Origin of the sequence: Acinetobacter sp. YH12076 (genome assembly GCF_013419525.1) — a bacterium.
Taxonomy (GTDB): domain Bacteria; phylum Pseudomonadota; class Gammaproteobacteria; order Pseudomonadales; family Moraxellaceae; genus Acinetobacter; species Acinetobacter amyesii.
Genome location: NZ_VOZY01000008.1, coordinates 176,641 through 200,559, shown reverse-complemented (window position 1 = coordinate 200,559; position 23,919 = coordinate 176,641). Strand labels below are relative to the sequence as shown.

Here is a 23,919-nt window from a genome sequence, read left to right as displayed (position 1 = left end):
GAGATCCATGCACGTGTAGCAGTCCTTAACAGATTTACGGAATTAGGTCGCCCACTTACCCAAGTTACGCCTTAAATTTGGATCAATTAGGGGCGCTTTGCATTTCAAATCTTTGTGCAACAAAGCCCTTATTAGGTAAAAAAATCTTATCTAATGTCTTTTGAATGGTACTTTGTGCAGTGCCGGTATCTGCTGCATATACTGAACCAATGGAAAAGGGTAATAATAATATACAAAAGAAATTGCACTTATTTTTACGCGGACGCCCAACTTCTGGACCATTCATCTTTCGTAATCGCATGATTTTTGCAGGTCGTATTTTTAGTTTAAAGTATACTGAATTCTTGTTAATTTTTTAGATTAATCGCTCAGTTTTTGTCATTTCAGACAATAACATAAACCCGCTGAAGGAAACTAGCGCCATTCAACGGGAAATTTCTTATATTATTCAATTAAACGGTAAAATCATCACCAAGATAAACTTTACGTACCGTTTCATCTGCAAGCACTTCTTCTGGAGTACCTTCTGCAATCACTGAACCTTCGCTCACGATATAAGCATGCTCACAAATCGCAAGGGTTTCACGCACATTATGATCTGTAATTAATACACCAATACCACGATCTTTCAATGTTCGGATAATGTCTTTGATATCACCCACTGAAATAGGATCAACCCCTGCAAAAGGTTCATCGAGCAACATAAATTTAGGGTCTGCCGCTAACGCACGCGCGATTTCCGCACGACGACGCTCACCACCCGACACACTCATACCAAGAGAATCTTTGATGTGTGTGATTTTAAAGTCGGCAAGCAATTCCGTTAAACGTTGCTGACGTTGTTGCTTATTTAGATCTTTACGGGTTTCTAAAATCGACATGATATTTTCAGAAATGGTTAATTTTCTAAAAATAGATGCTTCTTGGGGTAGATAACCAATACCTTTACGTGCGCGCTCATGCATTGCCAAGTCAGACAAATCAAGATCATCTAAATGAATCTCACCTTTATCCATACGCACTAGGCCAACAACCATATAGAAACTTGTGGTTTTACCTGCACCATTTGGACCAAGTAAACCCACAATTTGACCACTTTGCATACTAAAGGATACATCCTTTACCACCCAACGCTTACTGTAGTTTTTGGCTAAATGTTTAATACATAAAGTTTGAACTTGCGAGGTTTGCTCCATTAATCACGTGCTCCTGGGAAGGACTTAGTGCTTGACGGTGGAATTACGATCTGTACACGACCCGAAGAAGATCCAGATTTATTTGGTGTACCCTCAGCAACGATGTCACCTTTATTCATACTGTATTTCAGGCTATTACCACGAATACTTGCACCATCTTGTTGTAACAAAGCACCACCCGTCATGGTGATAATTCCTGTTTCAGCATTGTAGACGATTTTCTGTGCTTGGCCTTTTGCGTAGCCTTTGGCAGGGTCAGTTTTTTGTTGGAAATGTGCTGGCCCACCCGTTGCTGTAATCGTACTGATCTCTTTTTTGCTGTTTAAGTTCGCAACGATTGAGTTTGCCTGAAGCTTCATCGAACCCTGTTCAATGATGACATTACCGGTATACGTCGTAATCCCGGTTTTTTCATTAAACGTTGCACGATCGGCAACCAATGAAATCGGTTGATTACGATCTGAAGGCAAAGCAAAAGCTGCAACTGAACATAACGCCAGTGAACCGAGTAGCGCTGTACGTTTTAGGAAAGTTTTTGCTGTTTTTCGATTAAAATTATGGTTCATACTTTCCTCGAATATTAAAAAATTCGTATTGACCGTCGTTTAAATTTGCTTTTAAACCTTGGCTGACAAATTCGGCTTGTGGTGAAATCACCGTTACAGTCTTGTCCGTTTCTATTTCACGCTTTTTTGGAAAAGCAGTTAGTTCCTCAGTACGAAACTCCATTTGCCCTTCACGCATCAATTTTGTTGCAACCACATTGTCACTCAGTACGACTTTTTGGTTATCATCCATGCCATTGGCATGTTTGGCAAAGAACGTGGCATCGACAGCACCATCCTGATAGGTCGATGCTTTCAGATTCACCAAATGAGAAGTTTGCTTTTGCAAATCCTGCTCAAGTCGATCGACTTGCGCACGAACATGCAATTTTCCCTGCTCATCAGTCTGCGTCAGGTTAATGTTTTCAGCTGAGTAAGTCATACTTTTCGAAGAGTCCGCCTGAAGCTTATTACCCTTTCCACCGAAATAGTAAAAACCACCGCTTACTGCAGCAATGACCACAGCTGTCACGTATAAAACTTTAGTATCCATAAGCGGAGATTCAATCCAGTGACTGCATCAATTTATTAATAAGGTGCACTTGCATATTTTTCAAGTAGTTCCTGGTATACACCTTTAGAAACTAAAAGCATATCGCAGATTTCACGAACAGCACCACGTCCACCCATCGCCTGCGTAACAAGATCTGCACGGCGACGTACTTCTAAATGTCCATTTGGTACGGTCACTTTCATCCCCGCAATAGCGAAGGCTGAAAGATCGGGCCAGTCATCGCCCATATATAGGCAATCTGAAGGATCAATACCGCACTGTGCGCAGGCTTCAGTCAAGGCAACGCCTTTATCTTCACGACCTTGAAAGACCAAATCGACACCTAAGTCAGACATGCGTTTTTCAACAATATTACTTTTACGGCCAGTAATAATGATGACTTTGATACCCGCTTTTTGCACCAACTTCATGCCTAAGCCATCTCGAATATCAAAGGATTTGATTTCATCGCCGCTATTGGTCAACGTTACAAATCCATCACTTAAAATTCCATCTACATCCAGTACTAGTGCTTCTATGTGACGCGCTTGTTCTAGCAATACATACGATGCCATTTTCTTAATTTACCCCAGCCTGAATCAAATCATGCATGCTGATAATCCCAATCACTTTATTGACATCATCAACAACTACAAATTGTGTAATTTTCTTTTCGTTCATACGTTCTAAAGCATGTACCGCGCGTTCTTCTTGTGAAATGGTCAAAGGATTTTTAATCATCACTTCTGAGACTTTCATATTCACATCAAAGCCTTGCTGTTTATCAATCAAACGACGTAAGTCACCGTCAGTAAAGATACCCAATAAGGTATCGTTTTCATCGACAATCGTGGTGAGACCCAAACGTTTATTTGAAATTTCATACAGAACTTTATTCATTGGTGTCTCTGGCGACACTTTGGGTAAGTCTTCACCTGTATGCATAAGATGTTTTACATGCAATAACAAACGTTTACCCAACGCTCCAGCAGGATGAGAACGTGCGAAATCATCTGAAGTAAAGCCACGTGCATCCAATAATGCAACTGCAAGTGCATCACCTAAGGCTAATGTTGCAGTGGTACTAGAGGTCGGTGCTAGCCCCAAAGGGCAAGCTTCTTGAATATTGCCCAAGGTCAATGCGACATCGGCATTTTGTGGCATTGGGCCTTTATTGTCGCCACTCATGGTAATTAGAGGAATGCCCAAATGTTTGATCAATGGCATGAGCATCATAATTTCATCACTCTTACCTGAGTTTGAAATTGCAATGAGCACATCACCTTTAACTAACATGCCCAAATCACCATGTCCAGCTTCACCTGGATGCATGAAGAAAGATGGCGTACCTGTCGAGGCAAACGTAGCGGCCATTTTACGACCGATATGACCCGATTTACCCATACCAGTAATCACTAAACGCCCTTTGCACTGTAAAATGATTTCGCAGGCTTGGCTAAAACGATCATCTATTTGCGTCGCTAATACTTGTAAAGCATGCTCTTCAATACGCAAAGTTTCTAATGCGACTTTCTGAAAATCGACTTGATTCGGCATATTTGGTGGATTCAAAGTTGTTATACCTTAAGCCGTGAGAGGTGCGCTCTCACTTTCAAAATAAAAAATTTTCACAATTTTATCATATCTATGCAAATAGCACGTTTCCAAATGTATAAGAATTCATGAATTATGCAGAAAAGATGCATTTCTTCATTTTTATCTTCCGGACAGATAAATTGAATTCAGCACTCGAATAAGATTCAGACCGAATCCAATTAACCTTCTACGCTATTTTTAGCAACGCAAAGACATCAAGCATTAAAAAATATCTGCTTTTTTGGGTTTTAACTTTATGAATAAAAATGCTTAGGTTAAGATGAGCCATCTTTTGGTAGAAACAATTTGAAGACCTATGCAACCTTTTGTTCTATATAACTCAGAGCAACGTAAAAAAGTAGAATTCGTACCTCGCAAAGAAGGACATATCGATATGTATGTCTGTGGAATGACCGTGTATGACTACTGTCATATTGGTCATGCTCGAGTTATGGTTGCATTCGACTATATTATCCGTTTCCTGCGCAGTCAGGGCTGGAACGTTAAATACGTTCGCAACATTACCGATATTGACGACAAAATTATTGCCCGTGCCAACGAAAATGGCGAAAGTATTACTGCTTTAACCGATCGCTTTATCAAGGCCATGAACGAAGATGCTGCCAATTTAGGTTGTGCAGCACCTGATGAAGCACCACGTGCAACAGACTATATCGATCAAATGCAGAATATGATTGGTAACTTAGTCAACAAAGGTACAGCATATCCATCTGCAAATGGCGATGTTTATTTTGAAGTTGAAAAGTTTGCCAAATATGGTCGTCTTTCGGGTCGTAAACTTGACGATATGCAGGCTGGTGCTTCTGAACGCGTTGATGTAGAAGTAGAAAAGAAACATCCTTTTGACTTCGTGCTTTGGAAACATGCCAAAGAAAATGAACCTTCTTGGGCTTCGCCTTGGGGCAATGGCCGTCCGGGCTGGCATATTGAATGTTCAGCGATGTCGACCTGCTGCTTAGGTAACCATTTTGATATTCATGGTGGCGGTTCAGACTTAACTTTCCCGCATCATGAAAATGAAATTGCGCAATCTGAGGCCTCTACTGGCGAACAGTATGTCAATTACTGGATGCACGTCGGCTTTATTAATGTCGATGGCGAAAAAATGTCGAAGTCTTTAGGTAACTTCTTCACTATTCGTGATGTGATGGATAAATTCCACCCTGAAGTGATTCGCTTCTTTATTGTGTCATCACATTACCGTAGCCCAGTAAACTTCTCTGACACTGCTTTAAAAGAAGCGAAAAATACCCTTTCTCGTTTCTATCATTCATTTAAAGCTTATCAGCAAGTCTATGGTGAAAAAACCGTAGAAACTTTGGATGATGCTTTAGTTGAGCGCTTTAATGCCGCTATGCGTGATGATTTCAATACCGCAGAAGCAATTGCGGTATTGTTTGAAGTCAACAAAGAATTGAACCGTGCCGTGAAAGATGAAAATGCTGAACAAGCGGCTGTGTATTATTCGACATTGCGTCACTTGACCAATATTTTAGGTTTGGTGCAACACAACGTAGATGATTTCCTGAAATCTGATATTGGTCAAGAAGCACTAGGCCTCTCTGAAGCACAAATTGAAGATTTAATTCAACAACGTAAAGATGCGAAAAAAGCCAAAGAATTTGCCAAAGCAGATGAAATCCGCCAATCTTTGTTAGATCAAGGGGTTGTCCTTGAAGATACTCGTCAAGGCACTATTTGGCGCCGTGCTGATTAATTAAGCAAACAGAAGCATAGAGAGTTGACAGTTGTGTGAAATTCTCTATAATTCACCTCATTGCGGGAATAGCTCAGTTGGTAGAGCATAACCTTGCCAAGGTTGGGGTCGGGAGTTCGAGTCTCCTTTCCCGCTCCAGAATACGAAAAACCCTCATCGAAAGATGAGGGTTTTTTTATGTCTAAATTTTTCTTCAAAGGCTTGTTTTTAGATTTATTTACTCATGTTATGCACATGAAAGCCATTTTGCATTTTAAAAATAATATTTAAATCTATTCGACGAAGTCTTACATTTAGGGATTAAATACAGGGATTAGCTTCCGGCTGGAAGTACTCTTACGAAACGTTGTTTCTCATTTGGCAAAATGAGATGCGAAGCTTCGCAAGGAAACCATCTTGCGGTGCAATGCACCTCACCAACAAAACGCGTTCACTACCGTCAAATGATTCAATGTATCGCAAAAACATTTTTGATTAGAAGTCGTCCTGTCTCAAACCATTGCGGATGACATTACTGCGTATCTTTATTATTTGAAGCAAATTACGCTTCTGATGCTACTGCGTCACATCAGCGATTTATTATATTGTAGCGGCATTTATAGGCCTTAATTTCTTCCCAACGATTAAGGCTTTCCTTATTGCAATATGACCTTTCGCCTACCTGTTAAAATATAATCTAACGAAATGCTCATCTAGGCTATTTTCCTCAATTTTTCTCCATAATTTTCCGTTATTCTTTGCCAAAATTACATTTGGACAACCAAATAATGCACGGCGCGCACACCACACTCAAACTGACCAGCTTAAGTTACGCATTACTTACGATCTCAACGTCAATTTGGGCCGCAGATACTGTTCAAAATCTCCAAGAATCTGCAGCAGTTCAGCAAATGGAAGCTTTAACATTTGAAGTTCCAACAGCAAGCACTAAGCCCAAAGACCCAGATATCAGTGCTGTCGCAAAAACCATCATAAGCCGTGATGAAATGTTGAAATTTGGCGATCAGTCAATCAATGATGCACTGCGTCGTGCTGCAGGATTTCAACTCCCCGGTGTCGGCGGTGGTCCACGTGGTGGTGCAGGTGCTGGCGGCATGCGTTTTCGTGGTGGTGGCGCACCCGTGTTTTTAATAAATGGTGAACCTGTACAAGGTGGTCCTCGTGGTGGCATGTCAGTTGTTGATAGCATTACACCGGAAATGATCGAACGCCTTGAAATCACCAAACAACCAAGTGTAGCTCAAGGCTCGGTTGCTTCATCTGCTGTCATTAATATTATTTTAAAAGAACCATTGAATGGCACGCGTTTGAGTGGTTCTGTACGTGCTGGTTATGGTCTAACAAAGTCAAATACACGTGAAGAAGAACGCACTAATTTAAACTTTCAAATGGATGGTCGTTCAGACCCTTGGATCTATAGTTTATCTGGGAGCCAAATGTGGAATGATTCAGATACGCTCATCCGTACACAAGATGCAACAGGAACGAAAACTCAAAAACGCATCACCAATCGTACGTCGCAAATGTTAACCCCACGTGTTGAATATCAACTTGATGATCAACAAAAACTGGTCGCTGAAATGTTTTATCGCAACAATGAAAGCGAAGGCACAAGTGGCACTCAAATCCAAAAAGATAAAAATGACAGTATTCGACTCAACACACGATATGAGCGTAAAGACCAAGGTAATTCCGACAAAATTCGCTTATCAATTGAGCAGCAAAATGAAACAGAATTAACAGAGTATAGAGATTCCCAATCATATATTGATGAAAAAATTAATAAATATGGTTTAGGCTACGACGGTGTCCGAAAGTTCGATTCAAAACGCCAAATAAAATTTGGTACCGACCTACGAAGCAATGAACTTGAAAGCAATATTGCAGAGACCTTAGATGAACAATTGTATGCTGCTTATGTTGAAGGAAGTTGGAAATATACGCCGCGCCAAACTTTAACTCTAGGTGTACGCCAAGAGTGGATTGATCGTTCAGGTTTAGTGGATTATCAAGATCAGCATTTGAGTCCTGTATTAGCACACCGTTTTGACTTTAATGACCAATGGTCACTCCAAACCAACTTGAGTCAGGCTTTTAAAAATCCACGTAGCAATCAATTGATGCCGACGGTTTCAGTTTCTACAGATAGTGATGCTGGGACACTAAACAACCCTGATCGTGGTGGTAATCCTGACCTAAGACCTGAAACTATTAATGCTTACGAAACAACCTTAGGCTATAACACCCCTGCTGGCGGTGTAAATATCACTGCCTATTATCGAGAAATTAATGACTATATCGAAAAATCGATCCTGTCAGAAAATGCTACAGGCGGTCGTTGTGAAACAGGAAATACCGATTGCCGTTTTGTCGAACGTCCTTATAACCAAGACAGTGCAACCACCTATGGTGTGGAAATTTCTGGACGCTATGCACTGAAGCAAACGGAGAATGGCCATTCATTTATGTTGAATGCTCAACTTTCAACTGTACGTGCAAAAATTGAAGAAACTGACGGCTCTGACCGTTTGGCAAGTGATGTTGCACCTTATACCGCAAGTGCTGGTTTATCTTATAATTATCAACCTTGGCGTATAGCAACTAGTGTGAATCTCAATTATACCCCTGAATATACACGTGCGCTGAGTAACGAACCGTACAATCGCACCAGCAATGAACGCGTCAATATGGATGTGAGTTTTACTAAACGCTTTGATCAAAATTGGTCTGCATCGGTGAATGCACGTAATATTCTCAGCTCAGATTATAAAGAAGTGTTAAAAGAACAAAGTTCTGGCGCGCTATACCAATCTCGTATCAATGAAGCAATTCCAAGCTTTATGTTTACCTTAGAAAAGAAATTCTAAACCGTTTCTAAGAGACTTCTAAGAGATTTAAAATAAAAAACCGATACGGACAACGAATCGGTTTTTTTATGCGTACACGACCGCAAACTAGCGCTCAATTGCCTTCAACATTTTCGCAATTTTTAGGGTATGTTCCTTCTGCCCTTTTTTCTCTAAGACCTTTTGCTCAACCCACCATAAATATTCAAAAATTTCTGATTCACTTGAATCCTCTTGAATTAATTTAAAAATATTGGGCAAATAATCATCATATTCATCACGTAAAGCAGGAATACGGCGAATCCCTAACGGGTCCCATTCCTTCCATAAAATTTTATGTATCGCATGCAAGAGACTGGCATCTCGATTATGTTTTGACTGCATACAAGTTCCCTGGCTTATATTTTTTTACTTTTAAAATCAGTTATCTAATTATGTGATGATATTAAAAGAAAAATGAACTGTTGTTTGTCGAAGATTTCATCATACGCATCTCTAAACGCTTTTCCATTGGTTTTTCATCTTTTTTTTATACTAAACCAAAGCTTTATCAAAATATCATGCACTTTTTCTCATAAATTTTGCCAATAAAGCCTTTCGAGAATCCCTTACTTCACAGTACAAAAGTTTTAAATGCTAAGTTCAATTTTCAGACCTAATCATTCAAAGAAAAAAACAATACGCTTCAGCCAACTTCTATATTTATTTCTTTTCGCAATTGTGAAAAATTTACAGTTTTCCTTTTTAATCTCCGACAATTCAAGCTACATTCTATTTTGAAATTTTAATCCTGAAAAATCCCTATGAGTACTGCATTAAACGAAAACATTTACGTCATTCAACACCTTGCATTTGAAGATTTGGGTTCATTGGAAGATGTATTTTATCAACTGGATTATCGGGTGAGATACTTCGAAGCTGGTATCGATGACCTCAGTAAAGCTATGCAACATACAGGGCTTACCATCATTTTGGGCGGCCCGATCGGAGTCTATGAAACTAATGACTACCCTTTCCTACAAAAAGAAATAGACTTACTTAAAGTACGTTTAGAGAGTAATTTACCGACTTTAGGCATTTGCTTAGGTGCTCAGCTAATTGCGCATGCATTGGGAGCGAAAGTTTATGCAGGTCATAGCAAAGAAATCGGTTGGAGTAACTTAGAACTTGATGCTATTACTGACAATATATTAGCGCCATTAGATCAAGTGCCTGTACTGCATTGGCATGGTGATACCTTTGATTTACCTGTAAATGCACAGTTACTCGCCAGCTCAGCAATTTATCCAAATCAAGCGTTTAGCTATGGGCCCAATATTCTAGCTCTACAGTTTCATATTGAAGCAGAAACACAGGCCATGGAAAAATGGCTAATTGGGCATACATGTGAACTGCATAAAGCACAAATTAACATCCCAAATTTACGCATGGAAAGCCAACAACATGCACCTCATTTAGAACGTGTTGCTCCCCTTATTTTGCAACAATTCTTACAACAGCTTGAGCTTTAAAACAGCTATTAATTTAAAGCTAAATGGCTTATAACGGTTGCACTTCAAAACGTATAAGCCATTAGAATGACTCCCTTACTCAGCATTGCGCTCATCCACTTTTTTGCTCTCATCAGCCCAGGCCCAGACTTCTTTTTTGTCACTCAAAGTGCTATTCGACAATCCAGATCACATGCATTATTTGCCGCATTAGGTATATCACTTAGTATTTTAGTTTGGTCAATTTGTGCAATAAGTGGCTTACATTTTCTATTTCAAAAAATGGCTTGGTTACAACAATGCCTCATGATTTTGGGTGGCTTATATCTTTTATATTTAGGCTCTCAGTTATTAAAATCTGCATGGAGTAAAGACCTCGGCACAATAACAAAATCAACCGAGCAAGCTGTACAGAAAAAATCGCCTTTGACGCTGTTATTCCACGGTTTCTTGACCAATATGGCCAATCCTAAAGCATTGGTTTATTTCAGTAGTGTATTTTCCATTGGGATCAGTGCAAAGGTCAGTATTTTTGATCAAAGCTCTTTATTGGCTTTAGTCTTTATTGAAAGTTTGATTTGGTTTGCATTGGTTGCGGTCTTATTCTCAGCACCAAAATGACCCATTACTATCAAAAATTTAGTAAAAAAATTGACGCCATTACCGGTGGAATTTTCATCAGTTTTGGCTGCCTATTGCTGCTCAATCGCGATTGATCACTCATCAAATACTCATCCACGAGACATAAAAAAGCACCCAAATGGGTGCTTTCCTAACTTAGCTGAGGGAGCTAAATCTTATTTCACTGCTGCCTTTGCTGTAGATACAGCCGCTTCAGTCGTAATATTTACCGTAATTTTGTCGCCTACATTTGGTACATATGCACCGACACCAAATGCTGAACGATCAAAAGAAGTCGTTGCATTGAAACCAATCGTTTCCGCCTTAGTCATTGGGTGAACGGCTTGCTTGTTCAATACAGCATCCAATACCACTGGTTTAGTCACATTTTTAACTGTTAAATCACCCGTGATTTTGTATTTAGTTTTGCTGATCGCTTGAACTTTTGTACTTTTAAACGTGATATTTGGATATTTTTCAGCATCAAAGAAATCAGCTGTTTTTAAATGATCATCTAATGCTTTGACATTGGTATTTAAGCTCGATAATGGAATCGTCACATTCACAGACGAATTTGCAGGTTTTGCATTATCGACATTAATTGTCCCTTGAATATCACTAAAGTTTGCAGAAGGCGTTGAGAAACCAAAATGATTCCACGTAAATACTGTTGCTGTATGAGTAGGATCAATTTGATAGGCAACAGGTTTTGCCATAGAAATTGTTGTAACTGATGCTACCGCCAAACCGATTGTTAATGCTTTAAAGTTCATGTTTTTATCTCACTTTCGAATACCATTAAGTCTATAGATTTTTAGCCGTATTACAGCTTTAAAGATAAAACGTTTTGTTGCATGTTTAGAACGATAGTTTTGTAAAATCTGTAGCAGCATCCAAAACTACTCTCAATTATTAAATTTCCCATATATTTCAAATAATTAATTTAGGCTATGAGCTATTTATCCTAAATTTAGGAAACATCAACCCATCTGAGTCGTAGGTTTTCAATACAAATCCACTTAAGATTTTTAGACATCATAAAAATCTGAGTACCGAAAAATGACAGAACAATCGCTGGCTATTGAAAAAGCCTTAAACACTAAAACACCCAAAGATGTCGTTTTGGCATTTCTTATGAATACTTCAAAAGAACTCGTCGAAAATGCAACTCAACTGTTGGTTGCAGAAGACGCGGCGTATGTTTCCCTAAACTTCAGCAACCCAGAACTGAAACAAATTGAGCCGTGGGCTGGGTCTGGAACAGGCAGAGACATCTATATTTATACCTTTGCCAATGTAGGCACGTACTGGAATATCGACGACTTTCAAATCACCGATATGATCGCTGAAGATGAAACTGTAGCTGTATTTGGTCAATTCACCTACACCTCAGTCTATGCAAAAAATACTTTCACCTCACCTTTTTCAATTAAAGCCAAAGTTCAAAACGGTTTGATCAGCTTTTTCCAATTTATGGAAGATACCTATGCCTCAGCATCATCGTTCCGCGTAGGTGGAGAATGGATCATTCAGCAAGATGCAGACCCGACTAAAAACTTTAAAGTTTCAGCTTAGATTAGAGCCAGCAGCTCTTCACGCAAGAGCTGCTGTTGATTTGGAATAGCCTTTTAGGCTGCATTAGTGACAGCTGTATTGGATAAATCCGGTTTTTCTCGCGATTTGATCATACAGCTTTTGCGCAGTTTCATTGTCCTGATGCGTAAGCCAATACACACGGTCACACTGCCGCTGATCACAATACTCTTTCACTTTCGCGATCAGCGCCTTGCCAATACCCTGCCCGCGATATTCTTCAAGCGTATATAAATCTTGCAAATAGGCATAAGGCTGCAATGTCCTGCAGCTCTCATGTTCAATGACATGCACGATCCCAACCACTTGATGTTCAATTACGGCTGCAAAGCCATACATATGTTCGCACTCAGCAGCATGTAACCTTTGCCATGTTCGTTCGGTCACTGCATCCGCCACCTGACTTTTATAAAATTCTAAATACAGCTCCCAGAGCGGCTGCCATTGGCTTTTTGAAATTTCAGTTAAATTTTTAATTTGTATTTGCACATTCAATGTCTTTTTAAATGATCACTGGATTTTTATAACTGAAATAAAGCTTTTTGTGTTGAAAACACTGTATTTTATGCGCTCTTTTTAAACATGATGAGTCTTGAAAGAACGTTTTCTTATCTGTTTTATAAATACGATAGGCAAATAAAAAGCCCGAAGATTCGGACTTTTTAACCATTCAGCTTATAGCTTTTCAACCAAGATCCGATCTACCTGCTTTAAACCTGTATGCTTTTCATGGTTCTTACGGCGAATCTTAATCACTTTGTCTTCTTGCAAGTCTTGCAACATCAATTCTACCGCAACCATGGCTTCAAGCTCTAAGTCTGTGCCAATCCATTTCTGTTCACCAGCATCCATCAGTACAATTTCATCATTTATCTGATCGTAAAGGCTCATCGTTTCCTCACTTGGGGCAACATTGCACCCGTGGCTGAATACTGCATGAATGAATTAATTTTAAACCAATGCTTTAATTCATTCGTTACAAATCGTTATTTCACAATTAAAAAATATATTTAATCTCTGCAATAAAAAACGCCCCTTCTCTGGGGCGTCTTTTTTACTGTTAATCTTTATAGATTAAGCGGTAATTTCTTTCACAGCAGCAACAACAGCATCAACAGTAATACCGAAGTGTTGGTACAAGTCTTTTGCTGGAGCTGATTCACCGTAAGTCGTCATACCGATTACACGGCCATCAAGACCTACAAATTTCCACCAGTAGTCTACATGCGCAGCTTCAACAGCAACACGCGCACGGACCGCAGCAGGAAGAACCGCTTCACGGTAAGCAGCGTCTTGTTTTACGAATTCTTCAGCACATGGCATAGAAACAACACGTACGCCGTCAAGCTGTGCGTAAGCATCCATTGCCAATGAAACTTCTGAACCAGTCGCAATGATGATTGCTTTCAATTCGCCTTTTTCTTTTGCAAGTACATAACCGCCTTTCGCAACGTCAGCAATTTGATCTGCTGTACGAGTTTGGAATGGCAAGTTTTGACGAGAGAAGATTAATGCTGTAGGGCCTTCTGAACGAAGCAGCGCAGATTTCCAAGAAATAGACGCTTCTACAGTGTCACATGGACGCCAAGTGTTTAGGTTTGGTGTACCACGTAAAGATGCAATTTGCTCTACAGGTTGGTGTGTAGGACCATCTTCACCTAGACCAATTGAGTCATGGGTATACACATGGATCACACGTTGTTTCATCAATGCTGACATACGTACTGCATTACGTGCATATTCCATAAACATCAAGAATGTTGCTACATAAGGAACGAAACCGCCATGCAGCGCTACACCGTTCGCAATTGCAGTCATACCGAATTCACGTACACCGTAATGAACGTAGTTACCCGCTGGGTTAGATTCAACGCCTTCTGCGCCTTTCCATAAAGTCAGGTTAGAGCCTGCAAGGTCAGCAGAACCACCTAGAATTTCTGGAAGCTGTGGTGCAAATGCTTGAATGGCATTTTGGCTAGCTTTACGAGTAGCGATTGTTTCAGCTTTAGCATTTACTTCAGCAATATAAGCATCCGCTTTTGCTGCGAAGTCAGCAGGAAGGTCACCAGAAAGACGACGTTTTAGTTCAGCTGCTTCTGCTGGATATTTAGCAGCATAAGCAGCAAATGTGTCGTTCCAAGCAGATTCAGAAGCAGTACCTTTGGCTTTTGCATCCCAAGCTGCATAAACATCAGCAGGAATTTCAAATGGACCTTCTGTCCAGCCCAAAGCTTCACGAGTTAAAGCGATTTCATCATTACCAAGCGGCGCACCGTGGCAATCTTCTTTACCTTGTTTGTTTGGCGAACCTAAACCAATAATGGTTTTACAGATAATTAAGGTTGGTTTCGCAGTTTCAGCTTTTGCTTCAACAGTTGCCGCACGGATTGCGTCTGCATCATGGCCGTCAACTTTAAGTACTTGCCAGCCGTATGCAAGGAAACGCTGTTCTGTATCATCAGAGAACCAGCCTTCTACTTCACCGTCAATCGAGATGCCGTTGTCATCGTAGTAAACAACTAATTTACCTAGACCCAAAGTACCAGCCAATGAACATGCTTCGTGAGAAACACCTTCCATTAAACAGCCGTCACCTAAGAAACAGTAAGTGTTGTGATCTACAACTGTAATGTCTTCTTTATTGAATTGAGCCGCTAAAGTTTTTTCAGCTAGTGCAAAACCTACAGCGTTTGCAATACCTTGACCCAATGGACCTGTGGTTGTTTCGATACCCGGTGCATAACCCAATTCTGGGTGACCTGGCGTTTTAGAATGCAATTGACGGAATGATTTCAAATCTTCAATAGAAAGGTCATAACCTGTTAAGTGCAATAGCGCATATTGCAACATAGAGCCATGGCCGTTTGACAATACGAAACGGTCACGGTTTGCCCATTGTGGGTTTGCAGGGTTGTGGTTGAGGAATTCACGCCATACCACATCAGCAATATCTGCCATCCCCATTGGAGCACCTGGATGTCCTGAATTTGCTTTTTGCACAGCATCCATTGCCAATACACGAATTGCGTTTGCAATACGACGTTCGTTAAGCGGGGTTGTCATAGGTCAGAGTCCAAACAAATGGTTTAAAAGAGTAAGATGAATAAGAATTCAAAGATGCGCATATTGTCTTAAAAAAAGCGGAATGGGTAAAGCCTCAGGGGCAAATTTTCGCTAATTATTCCTGCACCACCTGTATTTTGGGTGCTTATTGCTCAATTTCAAGCCTATGCATGTCGTTTATTTTGTATACAGTGACGCTTTTATATGGCGAATCAATGACAGCGCAATGCATATTTAGAGTTTGGCAGAGAAAGCAACCGCTTCATAACTGATAAAAGTCCGCTACATCGAAAGGCAATTGCAAATAAAAGTAGTAGTCAAAGCTTGTCTAAATAAATGACCATTTGAAATATGAAATACTTTCAATAATTAAACCCACTATGGTTTGGGTAACTCAAACGTCGTAATCATCCCTGTAAAATCAGCACTTATCCAATATACTCACGGTTTCACATTCAATACTTTAGATCCCACGACATGTAGCAGGTAAATTTCGCTGCGAAATATCATCCGATTGACAATTCCAAGCACCATTTAAATCATCTGGAATATTAAAATAGATCTGCTTTGAGCGAAGAGCAAAATTGACATCTGTTGATTTAAACGTAAAAACCACTGAACACGTTCCTGCCACATCAGTAATGTCACTACTCGCAATATATTTGGTACTGATACTTTCATTCAGCGCTGTATTCAAATCTACACAGCTTTGTTCCTCTGAATAATTTTCCATCAATTTAATTTTATAGCGTGAAATCATTGTTAATACTTCAGCTACTTGCGCCCGAGCGACATAGCCATTGTAAGATACAGTAGCAATTGCAGCCAAAATGCCGATAATTGCCACCACGATCATGATTTCAATGAGTGTAAAACCAGACTGTTTCATTACGTTTCCCCATTCAACGTAATGACAAATAGGCAATTTGTGTACCAAGTCTCAAAAGCCCACACTTATTGTGTTTTATTTTTCAAATTAAACGAATAATTGTCGTTTACAGTCATATTCTGGCAGTTCATGACATTCATTATTGATAAATCTCAGGATATTGATTTGATTTTTTCTTATAATTGATTCACTTAAAATGCCACTTTAGGCATTTTAACGCCTAATCACATTGTTGCTTGTGCCAAAACAAAATATTTCAGTTTTATCTCATCATAAAAAATTAAATTGAGAAATCCATTGCTCATATCAATTTTTTAGATGCCTATATCAATTAAAAAGTCATTGAAATGAATTAATTTCATCCAATTTGGTCATGTTAAGCTAGTCCTAAACGCTTTCTCGATGTAACATATTGCGTCTTTAAATTTAACTGTGATAGGACTTATGCGCGAGTACGCTGTATTTACCTCGGAATCTGTAAGCGAAGGCCATCCGGATAAAATGGCTGACCAAATCAGTGATGCTATTTTGGATGCAATCTTAAAAGAAGACCCATATGCACGGGTTGCTTGTGAAACGCTTGTAAAAACGGGTGCGGTTGTACTTGCCGGTGAAATCACAACAACTGCAAATGTTGACTTTGAAGCGATTGTTCGTAATACCGTAAATGGTATCGGATATCATCATTCAGATCTTGGCTTTGATGGTTCAACTTGTGCCGTGATCAACATGATCGGTAAACAATCACCTGAAATTGCTCAAGGTGTAGACCGTCAAAAACCTGAAGATCAAGGTGCAGGCGACCAAGGTTTAATGTTTGGATATGCAAGCCGTGAAACTGATGTGCTTATGCCAGCACCTATTTCATATGCGCATCGCTTAATGGAAAAACAAGCTGAACTACGTAAACAAGGCAAACTTGCTTGGTTACGTCCTGATGCAAAAAGCCAAGTAACATTTGCTTATGAAAATGGCATGCCAGTTCGCTTAGACGCAGTTGTACTTTCAACTCAGCACGATCCAAAAATTACCCAAGCTCAATTGAAAGAAGCGGTAATTGAAGAAATCGTGAAAAAAGTGATTCCTGCTGAAATGTTCCATGCAGACACTAAATTCCACATCAACCCAACAGGTATGTTCGTCATTGGCGGCCCTGTAGGTGACTGTGGTTTAACAGGCCGTAAAATCATTGTAGATACTTATGGTGGTATGGCTCGTCACGGTGGTGGTGCATTCTCTGGTAAAGATCCATCAAAAGTTGACCGTTCTGCTGCTTATGCAGGCCGTTATGTTGCTAAAAACATTGTGGCTGCTGGTCTAGCTGACAAATGTGAAATTCAAGTGTCATATGCGATTGGTGTTGCAGAACCAACATCTATCTCGATCAACACATTCAATACTGCAAAAGTATCTGAAGATTTGATTATTGCACTTGTACGTGAACACTTTGACTTACGTCCATACGGTATTACTCGTATGTTGAACTTGATCCAACCGATGTACCAACAAACTGCTGCGTATGGTCACTTTGGTCGTGAAGGTTCTGATACCGCATTTACATGGGAAAAAACTGACAAAGTGGAAGCGCTTAAAGCATCTGCTGGTCTTTAATCTTAGTAGATTAATTTCTCAAAAAAGCCTGCATTGATTGCAGGCTTTTTTATGGCCCATATGTCCATAACTAAAACATCTAGGATAAAAATAACGAGTGTAAAAAAATATTGACTAAAATTTACGCCTAGCTTATTCATAAATCACCAAAATAATTTAAGAACAACATCATGCCCTTTCCATTAGACTTAAAATTTATTACTGCAACTGAAGAACAATTAGGATTTAAGTTTCCAGAAAAATATAAAGCCAAAATGCAAATTGAAAATGGTGGCGAATTCGGCATTAGCTTTTCTAGCACGGATGAATTTAAAGATGGTGATGACATCGAAGCATGGTGGCTTTTTCCCTTCCAAGACACCAGCGATGTGAAAAGAATAAAGCGTACAATGAATCATCTAGCCGCAGAACATCAATCCATCAGTGAAATTGAAGACTTCCCTGAAAACAGCATTGCTATTGCACATAACGGCGATGGCGATTATTTATTGCTGCGTACGGTAGACGATACACAATTGGGGGAAGAAATATATTTATGGCGCCATGAAGACAGTGAATTTATCTATCTACTTGTTAACTCAATTGAAGAATTATTTAGTCAAAACCCTTAACGTTATAAGCAGATATAAAGCCTTTCAAACTACAAAATAAGCTAGATAAAATTACACTAAATCAACAATTTTTGATCAAATATCGAATATTTTTTCAGCTAATATAAATTCAGCCCATGCTACGGGCATAACAAAAAAAGGAAAGATCAAAATGAATAAATTACTTGTTGCTTTAGGTTTGGCTGCAACTGTTGCACTTGTTGGCTGTAATAAAGACAAAGCGCCAGAAACAGGTGCAACAACTGGTGAACACTTAGAAAACGCTGCTGACCAAGCAGGCCATGACATCGCTGATGCAACTTCAGATGCGGCAACTGCGACAGCTACTGCTGTTGATAATGCTGCAACTGCAACTGCGACAGCAGCCGAAAATGCTGCAGAAAATGCTGAAGCTGCTGCACACAATGCAAAAGAAGCAGCTAAAGACGCGACTGCTGCAACAGCAGGTGCTGTTGAACAAGGTGCAGCAAATGTGAAAGAAAAAGCTCAACAATAAGCATTTTATAAAAAAAGCACCTTCGGGTGCTTTTTTTACATCTGTATTTTATTCAACTTACTGTTTCAATCTATTTTTAACTTGAAATTTAACCTATGTCAGGTCAATCTTATGAGGTCATATAAATAACAAATTTAGAGAAAATAATGTCTTACTCACATCATGCCGAAAAACATTTTATGGAACGTACGGGTTGGCTACGTGCATCTGTACTCGGTGCAAATGATGGCATTATCTCCGTCACTAGTTTAATTATGGGCATGGCTGCAAGTGGTGCTTCTAGCCATACCTTACTCATTACATGCATTGCAGGACTCATCTCTGGTGCAACCTCTATGGCGGCGGGCGAATATATCTCTGTGAAATCTCAAGAAGACGTCGAAAAAGCAGATCTTCACATGGAGCATAAAGAACTACAAAAGAACCCTGAGCTAGAACTTAAAGAACTTACCCAAATTTATATTCAACGTGGTTTAGAACCACAACTGGCCCATGAAGTCGCAGTCCAATTGACGGCCCATGATGCACTAGAGGCCCATGCACGAGATGAAATTGGAATCCATGACAATACCGCAGCAAAACCCGTTCAAGCAGCGCTATCATCGGCTTTAGCCTTTTCAATTGGTGCACTATTTCCGATGGTTGCGATCTTGATCAGTGCTGACATGCATATTGAAAAAACCGTTATGGCCGTTGGCGTGATTTCTCTAGCACTCCTCGGTGCTTTAGCCAGTTATGCAGCAGGTACTTCTATGTTGAAAGGCAGTCTACGTGTTGCACTCTGGGGCATTGCAGCCATGCTATTTTCAAGTTGGATTGGTTCTTTATTTAATGTAAATCCAGTTTAATGTTTCTTTTATCAGTTTTACAAATATTGAAAATCAATTATTCACAGCAATGATTGTGTGAATTCTAAACAATATTAATTTTTACAATATATAAAAACCGTAAAATAGAAATACATTTTTTAAGCTTTTTTCTCCATGTCTGTTATTGCTGCGCCAGCCAATCGATCCAATGTATCGATTTGGGTGGCTTTTGTTTTATTAATTTTAGGCACCATTGGTGCTTATCTGGTTGTAGGCGTTAACCAAGCATTGCTATTTTTAATTGGCGGTGCTTTGGGTATGACGCTTTATCATGCGTCTTTTGGTTTCACCTCGAGTTGGCGTGTCTTTATTAAAGAGCGTCGTGGTCGTGGCTTGCGTGCACAAATGATCATGTTGGCTTTGGCTGTATTGCTCTTCTTCCCTGCTTTAGGTGCGGGTGAATTATTTGGCAACCCAGTCAAAGGTAACGTTAATCCTGTTTCAATGTCCGTGATGATCGGTGCCTTTATTTTTGGTATTGGTATGCAACTTGGCGGCGGCTGTGCATCAGGGACCCTGTACACTGTGGGCGCAGGTAGCGCACGTATGATTGTAACGCTGATCTTCTTCTGTACAGGTTCATTGATTGCAACTTCGCATATTCAATGGTGGTTTGACCTTCCCCACTTTGAGCCGATTTCTTTAGTCAAAAGCTTTGGTGTAGTTCCTGCACTGTTTTTAAACTTTGTGCTCTTTGCATTGATTGCCACAGCAACGGTATACTTTGAAAAGAAACGCCATGGTCAGCTTGAAGTTGAGCCGCAAGCTAACCAACACGGCTGGAAACGCTTTCTACGTGGTCCATGGCCATTGGTTTGGGGCGGAATTATCCTGACTTTACTAAACTTTGCCACACTCGCACTTGCAGGCCGTCCTTGGGGCGTTACCTCTGCCTTAGCTGTTTGGGCCGCAAAATCAGCAAGTATCATGGGGATCGATGTTGCATCTTGGGCATATTGGCAGCAACCTGCAAATGCCAAAGCACTCACCGAATCATTATGGTTTGATATCACGTCGATGATGAATTTCGGCATCATGCTCGGTGCATTACTTGCAGCGAGCCTAGCTGGTAAATTTGCACCAAACTTTAATATCCCAAAACGTTCACTGCTAGCGGCTGTGATCGGTGGTTTGATGTTGGGTTACGGCGCACGTTTAGCATACGGCTGTAACATTGGTGCGTATTTCAGCGGTATTGCTTCAGGGAGTTTGCATGGCTGGTTATGGTTAGTATTTGCCTTCATTGGGAACGGTATCGGCGTCAAACTACGTCCAATCTTCTTCCCTGGCGAACGTCCACAACCGGAAAAACTAACAGGCTGCTAATTTCAGTAAACAAAAAGCCCCTCAAATGAGGGGCTTTTTTAATCTGTCAGAGCTGCTTTTAGATTACAACCATATTGCATAGTTTCTTGTGCCTGTTTGTATGTGGTATAGCGGTTGATAATAAAATCATAAAATTGGTCTGCATTCGCAAATACCTGACTCAAATCTTCGTTTGCGGCATTTGGCAGTTTAACGTCTTTCACCAAGGCTAAGTTCACATGTCCAAGATGATACATTTCAGAAAAATAATGATTCATTACTTCGCAATAGGCAATTTTTGAGCTTTTTAAAGCGGTGTTGGCAACAAAATGCTGATTTAAAGTTTTTAAGTTATGAACATCTAAAGCGGATTGGTCTGAAAAAGCCATACTTTCTACTTTTTTTAGTTGGCTAAAATCAGCTGCTAGAGTTTGATTTAATTGTTCAAAGCGTTGTTGTAATCCCGCTGTATCGGCAACTTGATAACTTTGCGGATTGAATGTTTTCTTTTCTTGTTCATTTGCAGAACACGCCGTGAGCGTCATTGCCGTCAGAACGGTTGTAACAAGAAATAATTTCATCAAAGTCTCACTTAAACAATCAAAAGCTCGATCATTATGCCCGAAAACAACTAGATGATTCACACTTAAATTGCTTTCTCATTCATATAACGCCAATAACGACGTGGCACATACTGCACATGTAATTTCATATTACGTCGGGCTTCAATATTGACACTTCTAAAATAATCTTTCCAAAGCTGATCATACAAAACCTCATCATCATCCAGTTCAATATTAAAGGATTGACTATGGCCTGATTGTATTTGCCTATCTATGGTTGTGGCATCCATATCCACTTGATGCACCTGTTTTAAATCATAATAAATGCCATAATTGCGTTTTTCATCGTAAATCAGCCAACGTTGATCTTGATAGCGTGATTTGAAATGCCGTTCGATCAAAGGCAATACATTAAAGTCAGGTGAGACTAAACTGATAAACAAGCCATCCTGACATTTTTTAAAACGCACAAAAGCTTCCATTCGGTGCTTTTCACGCCCCACTTGCTTCGCCCACTGGCTCATCCCTAATACATCAGCATGACCATAGTTTTTAAACACATCACGCTGTTGCTGGAACACATAAATCGCAAAATTAAAACAATGTTGAAAAGCCTGCTGCTGCTCGGATAAAAACGCATAATAAAACTGCTTTAAAGCACTTTCAGATGCTTTAAGCTTTAATCCTTGCCATACCCGCTGTGCTTGTTCATCGTGACTAGCCACATCAATGACTTCGGCGAAAAGACCTGCCTGCACTTGCCCATCTGTACAAATCTGAATGTCAAATTGCTTAAATTGAAAGGCCCGAAAAACACAACTTAACAATCCTGTCATCGTGCCATCAAAGACATAAATACTCACGACTGTGTCCTAAAAACCGAAGTTCAATTGTGGAGAAATTTGCCGCGTATATTTCGACTGACCACTTTGCAAAATCTGCTGTCTTATTTGATGAGGCTGTTGTTCACGAATAAATTTAGGTGAATCTTCACAGCGTATAAAATGTTGTGCTCTGTTGTAGGAAATACCCATACGTTTTAATTGGTCGATATGAATTTTACCAAAACGTCGCGCTTGAACAATTTTTTTAGCAGAACGCACACCGATTCCCGGCACTCTCAAGATCATCTGATATTCTGCACGGTTGATATCCACGGGAAATAGCTCTGGATGACGCAGTGCCCATGCTAATTTAGGGTCAATATCCAATTCTAAATTTGGATGTTCTTCATCGACCAATTCCGTCGCTTCAAACCCATAAAAACGCATCAACCAGTCACTTTGATACAACCGATTTTCTCGTAATAACGGTGGCGCAGAACCCACAGCTGGCAGCGCACGCTCCTCTTCATTTATTGGAATATAACCCGAGTAATACACACGCTTGAGCTTAAACTCTTTGTAATGACGGTCTGCCATCAGTATGACATCACGGTCAGACTCTTGATGTGCGCCCACCACCATTTGCGTCGTTTGTCCTGCGGGTACAAATTTAGGTACTGTGCGTATAATTTTTCGTTCATCTTTAAATTGAATCAAACGGTCTCGGACGATACCTAAGTCTTTTTGGACTTCGGCATGACTTTTTTCAGGTGCAAATTTTTTTAAACCATCTTCTGTCGGCATTTCCAAATTAATGCTCATACGGTCGACATATAAACCTGCTTCGGTAATGATTTCCTGAGATGCCCCCGGAATGGTCTTCAGATGAATATAACCATTAAAATTTTCTTCTAAACGCAGTTTTTTTACCACCTGCAACATACGTTCCATGGTGTAATCCGCCGATTTAAAAATCCCCGAACTTAAAAATAGCCCCTCAATATAGTTCCGACGATAAAAATTCATAGTCAAATCGACCACTTCCTGTACCGTAAATGCTGCGCGCTTTACGTCGTTACTTCGACGGGACACACAATATGCGCAGTCAAAAATACAGACATTGGAAAATAGAATTTTTAATAACGAAACGCAGCGACCATCTTCGGTATAGCTATGGCAAATACCGTTTCCAGTATTACCCAGACCTTTGTCTTTATTTTGGCGCTTACTACCACTCGAAGAACATGAGACATCATATTTGGCAGCATCGGCTAAAATTTGCAGTTTTTCACGGATACGTTCAGACATGGAAGAATTATAAAATTTAAAGTGAACACAGCATTATTTTAAAAGGATCCACCTCAAAAGTCGGGTCATACATCATTACTACGACACGAGGTGTCGCTTAATTTCAAGTACAACTTTCGTGTAAGCATAAGACCATTTTGATATGAAATAACGAATATTATTTGCTTAATTTCACTCGCTTGGGCAAAGTATTTAGAGTGAT

The 23,919-nt window shown here is 39.9% G+C and carries 25 protein-coding genes, 1 tRNA gene and 1 pseudogene; 11 read left to right on the top strand and 16 right to left on the bottom strand.

Annotated elements, in window-relative coordinates; genetic code table 11:
- Window positions 1–82: 82 nt before the first annotated feature.
- The 6 genes from FTU22_RS10255 to FTU22_RS10230 form a co-directional block, all read right to left on the bottom strand.
- Window positions 83–286 (bottom strand): hypothetical protein, encoded by a 204-nt coding sequence (locus FTU22_RS10255; protein WP_180094301.1) that lies wholly within the window; start codon window positions 284–286, stop codon window positions 83–85.
- 166 nt (window positions 287–452) lie between these two features.
- Window positions 453–1,196 (bottom strand): LPS export ABC transporter ATP-binding protein, encoded by a 744-nt coding sequence (gene lptB, locus FTU22_RS10250; protein ID WP_078188759.1) that lies wholly within the window; start codon window positions 1,194–1,196, stop codon window positions 453–455.
- Window positions 1,196–1,762, bottom strand: a complete 567-nt coding sequence (gene lptA, locus FTU22_RS10245; RefSeq protein ID WP_111883783.1) for a lipopolysaccharide transport periplasmic protein LptA — start codon at window positions 1,760–1,762, stop codon at window positions 1,196–1,198. Before lptA ends, lptB begins: the two co-directional genes overlap by 1 nt.
- Window positions 1,752–2,294, bottom strand: a complete 543-nt coding sequence (lptC, locus tag FTU22_RS10240; RefSeq protein WP_180094299.1) for an LPS export ABC transporter periplasmic protein LptC — start codon at window positions 2,292–2,294, stop codon at window positions 1,752–1,754. The genes lptA and lptC overlap by 11 nt, the downstream gene beginning before the upstream one ends.
- 35 nt (window positions 2,295–2,329) lie before the next feature.
- The gene (locus FTU22_RS10235) at window positions 2,330–2,869 is read right to left on the bottom strand and encodes an HAD family hydrolase (RefSeq protein ID WP_180094297.1); all 540 of its coding nucleotides are present in this window, start codon (window positions 2,867–2,869) and stop codon (window positions 2,330–2,332) included.
- Between the two features lie 4 nt (window positions 2,870–2,873).
- A complete protein-coding gene (locus tag FTU22_RS10230; RefSeq protein WP_078193567.1) occupies window positions 2,874–3,851 on the bottom strand; it encodes an SIS domain-containing protein in 978 nt (325 codons plus the stop codon).
- Between the two features lie 355 nt (window positions 3,852–4,206).
- Between FTU22_RS10230 and cysS the strand changes: the two genes are divergently transcribed.
- The 3 genes from cysS (at window position 4,207) to FTU22_RS10215 (ending at window position 8,495) form a co-directional block, all read left to right on the top strand.
- Window positions 4,207–5,628, top strand: coding sequence for a cysteine--tRNA ligase (cysS, locus tag FTU22_RS10225; RefSeq protein ID WP_180094295.1), 1,422 nt, complete (start codon window positions 4,207–4,209; stop codon window positions 5,626–5,628).
- Between the two features lie 62 nt (window positions 5,629–5,690).
- A tRNA-Gly gene (locus FTU22_RS10220) sits at window positions 5,691–5,766 on the top strand.
- A gap of 629 nt (window positions 5,767–6,395) precedes the next feature.
- A complete protein-coding gene (locus tag FTU22_RS10215) occupies window positions 6,396–8,495 on the top strand; it encodes a TonB-dependent siderophore receptor (protein WP_180094293.1) in 2,100 nt (699 codons plus the stop codon).
- Window positions 8,496–8,582: 87 nt separating this feature from the next.
- Here FTU22_RS10215 and FTU22_RS10210 read toward each other — a convergent pair whose 3' ends face one another.
- Complete coding sequence (locus tag FTU22_RS10210) at window positions 8,583–8,858, bottom strand: hypothetical protein (protein ID WP_180023831.1); 276 nt, start codon at window positions 8,856–8,858, stop codon at window positions 8,583–8,585.
- A gap of 419 nt (window positions 8,859–9,277) precedes the next feature.
- Here FTU22_RS10210 and FTU22_RS10205 point away from each other — a divergent pair, with 419 nt between their 5' ends.
- Together FTU22_RS10205 and FTU22_RS10200 are read left to right on the top strand one after the other, a co-directional pair.
- On the top strand, window positions 9,278–9,985 hold the full coding sequence (locus FTU22_RS10205) for a glutamine amidotransferase (RefSeq protein WP_180094291.1): 708 nt from the start codon (window positions 9,278–9,280) through the stop codon (window positions 9,983–9,985).
- Between the two features lie 66 nt (window positions 9,986–10,051).
- Window positions 10,052–10,585, top strand: coding sequence for a LysE family transporter (locus FTU22_RS10200; RefSeq protein ID WP_373886267.1), 534 nt, complete (start codon window positions 10,052–10,054; stop codon window positions 10,583–10,585).
- Between the two features lie 176 nt (window positions 10,586–10,761).
- Here FTU22_RS10200 and FTU22_RS10195 read toward each other — a convergent pair whose 3' ends face one another.
- A complete protein-coding gene (locus tag FTU22_RS10195) occupies window positions 10,762–11,358 on the bottom strand; it encodes a YceI family protein (RefSeq protein WP_180094289.1) in 597 nt (198 codons plus the stop codon).
- 286 nt (window positions 11,359–11,644) lie between these two features.
- Between FTU22_RS10195 and FTU22_RS16325 the strand changes: the two genes are divergently transcribed.
- The gene (locus FTU22_RS16325; RefSeq protein ID WP_249679944.1) at window positions 11,645–12,160 is read left to right on the top strand and encodes a nuclear transport factor 2 family protein; all 516 of its coding nucleotides are present in this window, start codon (window positions 11,645–11,647) and stop codon (window positions 12,158–12,160) included.
- A 63-nt stretch (window positions 12,161–12,223) separates the two neighbouring features.
- On the opposite strand, the gene FTU22_RS10185 is transcribed toward FTU22_RS16325, so the two are convergent.
- From FTU22_RS10185 to FTU22_RS16485, 5 genes and pseudogenes are all read right to left on the bottom strand, one after another.
- Window positions 12,224–12,667 (bottom strand): GNAT family N-acetyltransferase, encoded by a 444-nt coding sequence (locus FTU22_RS10185; RefSeq protein WP_373886268.1) that lies wholly within the window; start codon window positions 12,665–12,667, stop codon window positions 12,224–12,226.
- A gap of 186 nt (window positions 12,668–12,853) precedes the next feature.
- On the bottom strand, window positions 12,854–13,069 hold the full coding sequence (locus FTU22_RS10180) for a hypothetical protein (protein ID WP_078188774.1): 216 nt from the start codon (window positions 13,067–13,069) through the stop codon (window positions 12,854–12,856).
- A 183-nt stretch (window positions 13,070–13,252) separates the two neighbouring features.
- Window positions 13,253–15,241, bottom strand: coding sequence for a transketolase (tkt, locus tag FTU22_RS10175; protein WP_180094285.1), 1,989 nt, complete (start codon window positions 15,239–15,241; stop codon window positions 13,253–13,255).
- 463 nt (window positions 15,242–15,704) lie between these two features.
- On the bottom strand, window positions 15,705–16,061 hold the full coding sequence (locus FTU22_RS10170) for a pilin (RefSeq protein WP_373684096.1): 357 nt from the start codon (window positions 16,059–16,061) through the stop codon (window positions 15,705–15,707).
- A pseudogene (locus FTU22_RS16485) lies at window positions 16,034–16,130 on the bottom strand (prepilin-type N-terminal cleavage/methylation domain-containing protein); the annotation flags it as partial. The pseudogene FTU22_RS16485 and the gene FTU22_RS10170, both read right to left, overlap by 28 nt.
- 444 nt (window positions 16,131–16,574) lie before the next feature.
- On the opposite strand from FTU22_RS16485, the gene metK reads away from it, so the two are divergent.
- The 5 genes from metK (at window position 16,575) to FTU22_RS10145 (ending at window position 21,043) form a co-directional block, all read left to right on the top strand.
- A complete protein-coding gene (gene metK, locus FTU22_RS10165) occupies window positions 16,575–17,741 on the top strand; it encodes a methionine adenosyltransferase (RefSeq protein ID WP_078188779.1) in 1,167 nt (388 codons plus the stop codon).
- Between the two features lie 170 nt (window positions 17,742–17,911).
- Window positions 17,912–18,352, top strand: coding sequence for an SMI1/KNR4 family protein (locus tag FTU22_RS10160; RefSeq protein ID WP_180094281.1), 441 nt, complete (start codon window positions 17,912–17,914; stop codon window positions 18,350–18,352).
- Between the two features lie 151 nt (window positions 18,353–18,503).
- Window positions 18,504–18,848 (top strand): hypothetical protein, encoded by a 345-nt coding sequence (locus FTU22_RS10155; protein ID WP_180094279.1) that lies wholly within the window; start codon window positions 18,504–18,506, stop codon window positions 18,846–18,848.
- A gap of 146 nt (window positions 18,849–18,994) precedes the next feature.
- The gene (locus FTU22_RS10150) at window positions 18,995–19,696 is read left to right on the top strand and encodes a VIT family protein (protein ID WP_180094277.1); all 702 of its coding nucleotides are present in this window, start codon (window positions 18,995–18,997) and stop codon (window positions 19,694–19,696) included.
- Between the two features lie 135 nt (window positions 19,697–19,831).
- The gene (locus FTU22_RS10145; protein WP_180094275.1) at window positions 19,832–21,043 is read left to right on the top strand and encodes a YeeE/YedE family protein; all 1,212 of its coding nucleotides are present in this window, start codon (window positions 19,832–19,834) and stop codon (window positions 21,041–21,043) included.
- A gap of 38 nt (window positions 21,044–21,081) precedes the next feature.
- Here the strand turns inward: FTU22_RS10145 and FTU22_RS10140 are convergent, their stop codons facing one another.
- From FTU22_RS10140 to FTU22_RS10130, 3 genes are all read right to left on the bottom strand, one after another.
- On the bottom strand, window positions 21,082–21,603 hold the full coding sequence (locus FTU22_RS10140) for a hypothetical protein (RefSeq protein ID WP_180094273.1): 522 nt from the start codon (window positions 21,601–21,603) through the stop codon (window positions 21,082–21,084).
- Window positions 21,604–21,668: 65 nt separating this feature from the next.
- Window positions 21,669–22,448 carry a TIGR03915 family putative DNA repair protein gene (locus tag FTU22_RS10135; protein ID WP_180094271.1) on the bottom strand — a complete coding sequence of 260 codons (780 nt, stop codon included), beginning with the start codon at window positions 22,446–22,448 and terminating at the stop codon, window positions 21,669–21,671.
- A 9-nt stretch (window positions 22,449–22,457) separates the two neighbouring features.
- A complete protein-coding gene (locus tag FTU22_RS10130; protein ID WP_180094269.1) occupies window positions 22,458–23,717 on the bottom strand; it encodes a putative DNA modification/repair radical SAM protein in 1,260 nt (419 codons plus the stop codon).
- Window positions 23,718–23,919 lie beyond the last annotated feature (202 nt).

Bases quoted from the DNA above. Each gene is read 5' to 3' on its own strand.
- FTU22_RS10130 (WP_180094269.1), bottom strand. From the start codon at position 23,717: ATGTCTGAACGTATCCGTGAAAAACTGCAAATTTTAGCCGATGCTGCC.
- FTU22_RS16325 (WP_249679944.1), top strand. From the start codon at position 11,645: ATGACAGAACAATCGCTGGCTATTGAAAAAGCCTTAAACACTAAAACA.
- FTU22_RS10200 (WP_373886267.1), top strand. From the start codon at position 10,052: ATGACTCCCTTACTCAGCATTGCGCTCATCCACTTTTTTGCTCTCATC.
- FTU22_RS10180 (WP_078188774.1), bottom strand. From the start codon at position 13,069: ATGAGCCTTTACGATCAGATAAATGATGAAATTGTACTGATGGATGCT.
- FTU22_RS10150 (WP_180094277.1), top strand. From the start codon at position 18,995: ATGTCTTACTCACATCATGCCGAAAAACATTTTATGGAACGTACGGGT.
- FTU22_RS10255 (WP_180094301.1), bottom strand. From the start codon at position 286: ATGAATGGTCCAGAAGTTGGGCGTCCGCGTAAAAATAAGTGCAATTTC.
- cysS (WP_180094295.1), top strand. From the start codon at position 4,207: ATGCAACCTTTTGTTCTATATAACTCAGAGCAACGTAAAAAAGTAGAA.
- FTU22_RS10155 (WP_180094279.1), top strand. From the start codon at position 18,504: ATGAATAAATTACTTGTTGCTTTAGGTTTGGCTGCAACTGTTGCACTT.
- tkt (WP_180094285.1), bottom strand. From the start codon at position 15,241: ATGACAACCCCGCTTAACGAACGTCGTATTGCAAACGCAATTCGTGTA.
- metK (WP_078188779.1), top strand. From the start codon at position 16,575: ATGCGCGAGTACGCTGTATTTACCTCGGAATCTGTAAGCGAAGGCCAT.
- lptB (WP_078188759.1), bottom strand. From the start codon at position 1,196: ATGGAGCAAACCTCGCAAGTTCAAACTTTATGTATTAAACATTTAGCC.
- FTU22_RS10205 (WP_180094291.1), top strand. From the start codon at position 9,278: ATGAGTACTGCATTAAACGAAAACATTTACGTCATTCAACACCTTGCA.
- FTU22_RS10145 (WP_180094275.1), top strand. From the start codon at position 19,832: ATGTCTGTTATTGCTGCGCCAGCCAATCGATCCAATGTATCGATTTGG.
- FTU22_RS10235 (WP_180094297.1), bottom strand. From the start codon at position 2,869: ATGGCATCGTATGTATTGCTAGAACAAGCGCGTCACATAGAAGCACTA.
- FTU22_RS10195 (WP_180094289.1), bottom strand. From the start codon at position 11,358: ATGAACTTTAAAGCATTAACAATCGGTTTGGCGGTAGCATCAGTTACA.
- FTU22_RS10215 (WP_180094293.1), top strand. From the start codon at position 6,396: ATGCACGGCGCGCACACCACACTCAAACTGACCAGCTTAAGTTACGCA.
- FTU22_RS10140 (WP_180094273.1), bottom strand. From the start codon at position 21,603: ATGAAATTATTTCTTGTTACAACCGTTCTGACGGCAATGACGCTCACG.
- FTU22_RS10210 (WP_180023831.1), bottom strand. From the start codon at position 8,858: ATGCAGTCAAAACATAATCGAGATGCCAGTCTCTTGCATGCGATACAT.
- lptC (WP_180094299.1), bottom strand. From the start codon at position 2,294: ATGGATACTAAAGTTTTATACGTGACAGCTGTGGTCATTGCTGCAGTA.
- FTU22_RS10230 (WP_078193567.1), bottom strand. From the start codon at position 3,851: ATGCCGAATCAAGTCGATTTTCAGAAAGTCGCATTAGAAACTTTGCGT.
- FTU22_RS10160 (WP_180094281.1), top strand. From the start codon at position 17,912: ATGCCCTTTCCATTAGACTTAAAATTTATTACTGCAACTGAAGAACAA.
- lptA (WP_111883783.1), bottom strand. From the start codon at position 1,762: ATGAACCATAATTTTAATCGAAAAACAGCAAAAACTTTCCTAAAACGT.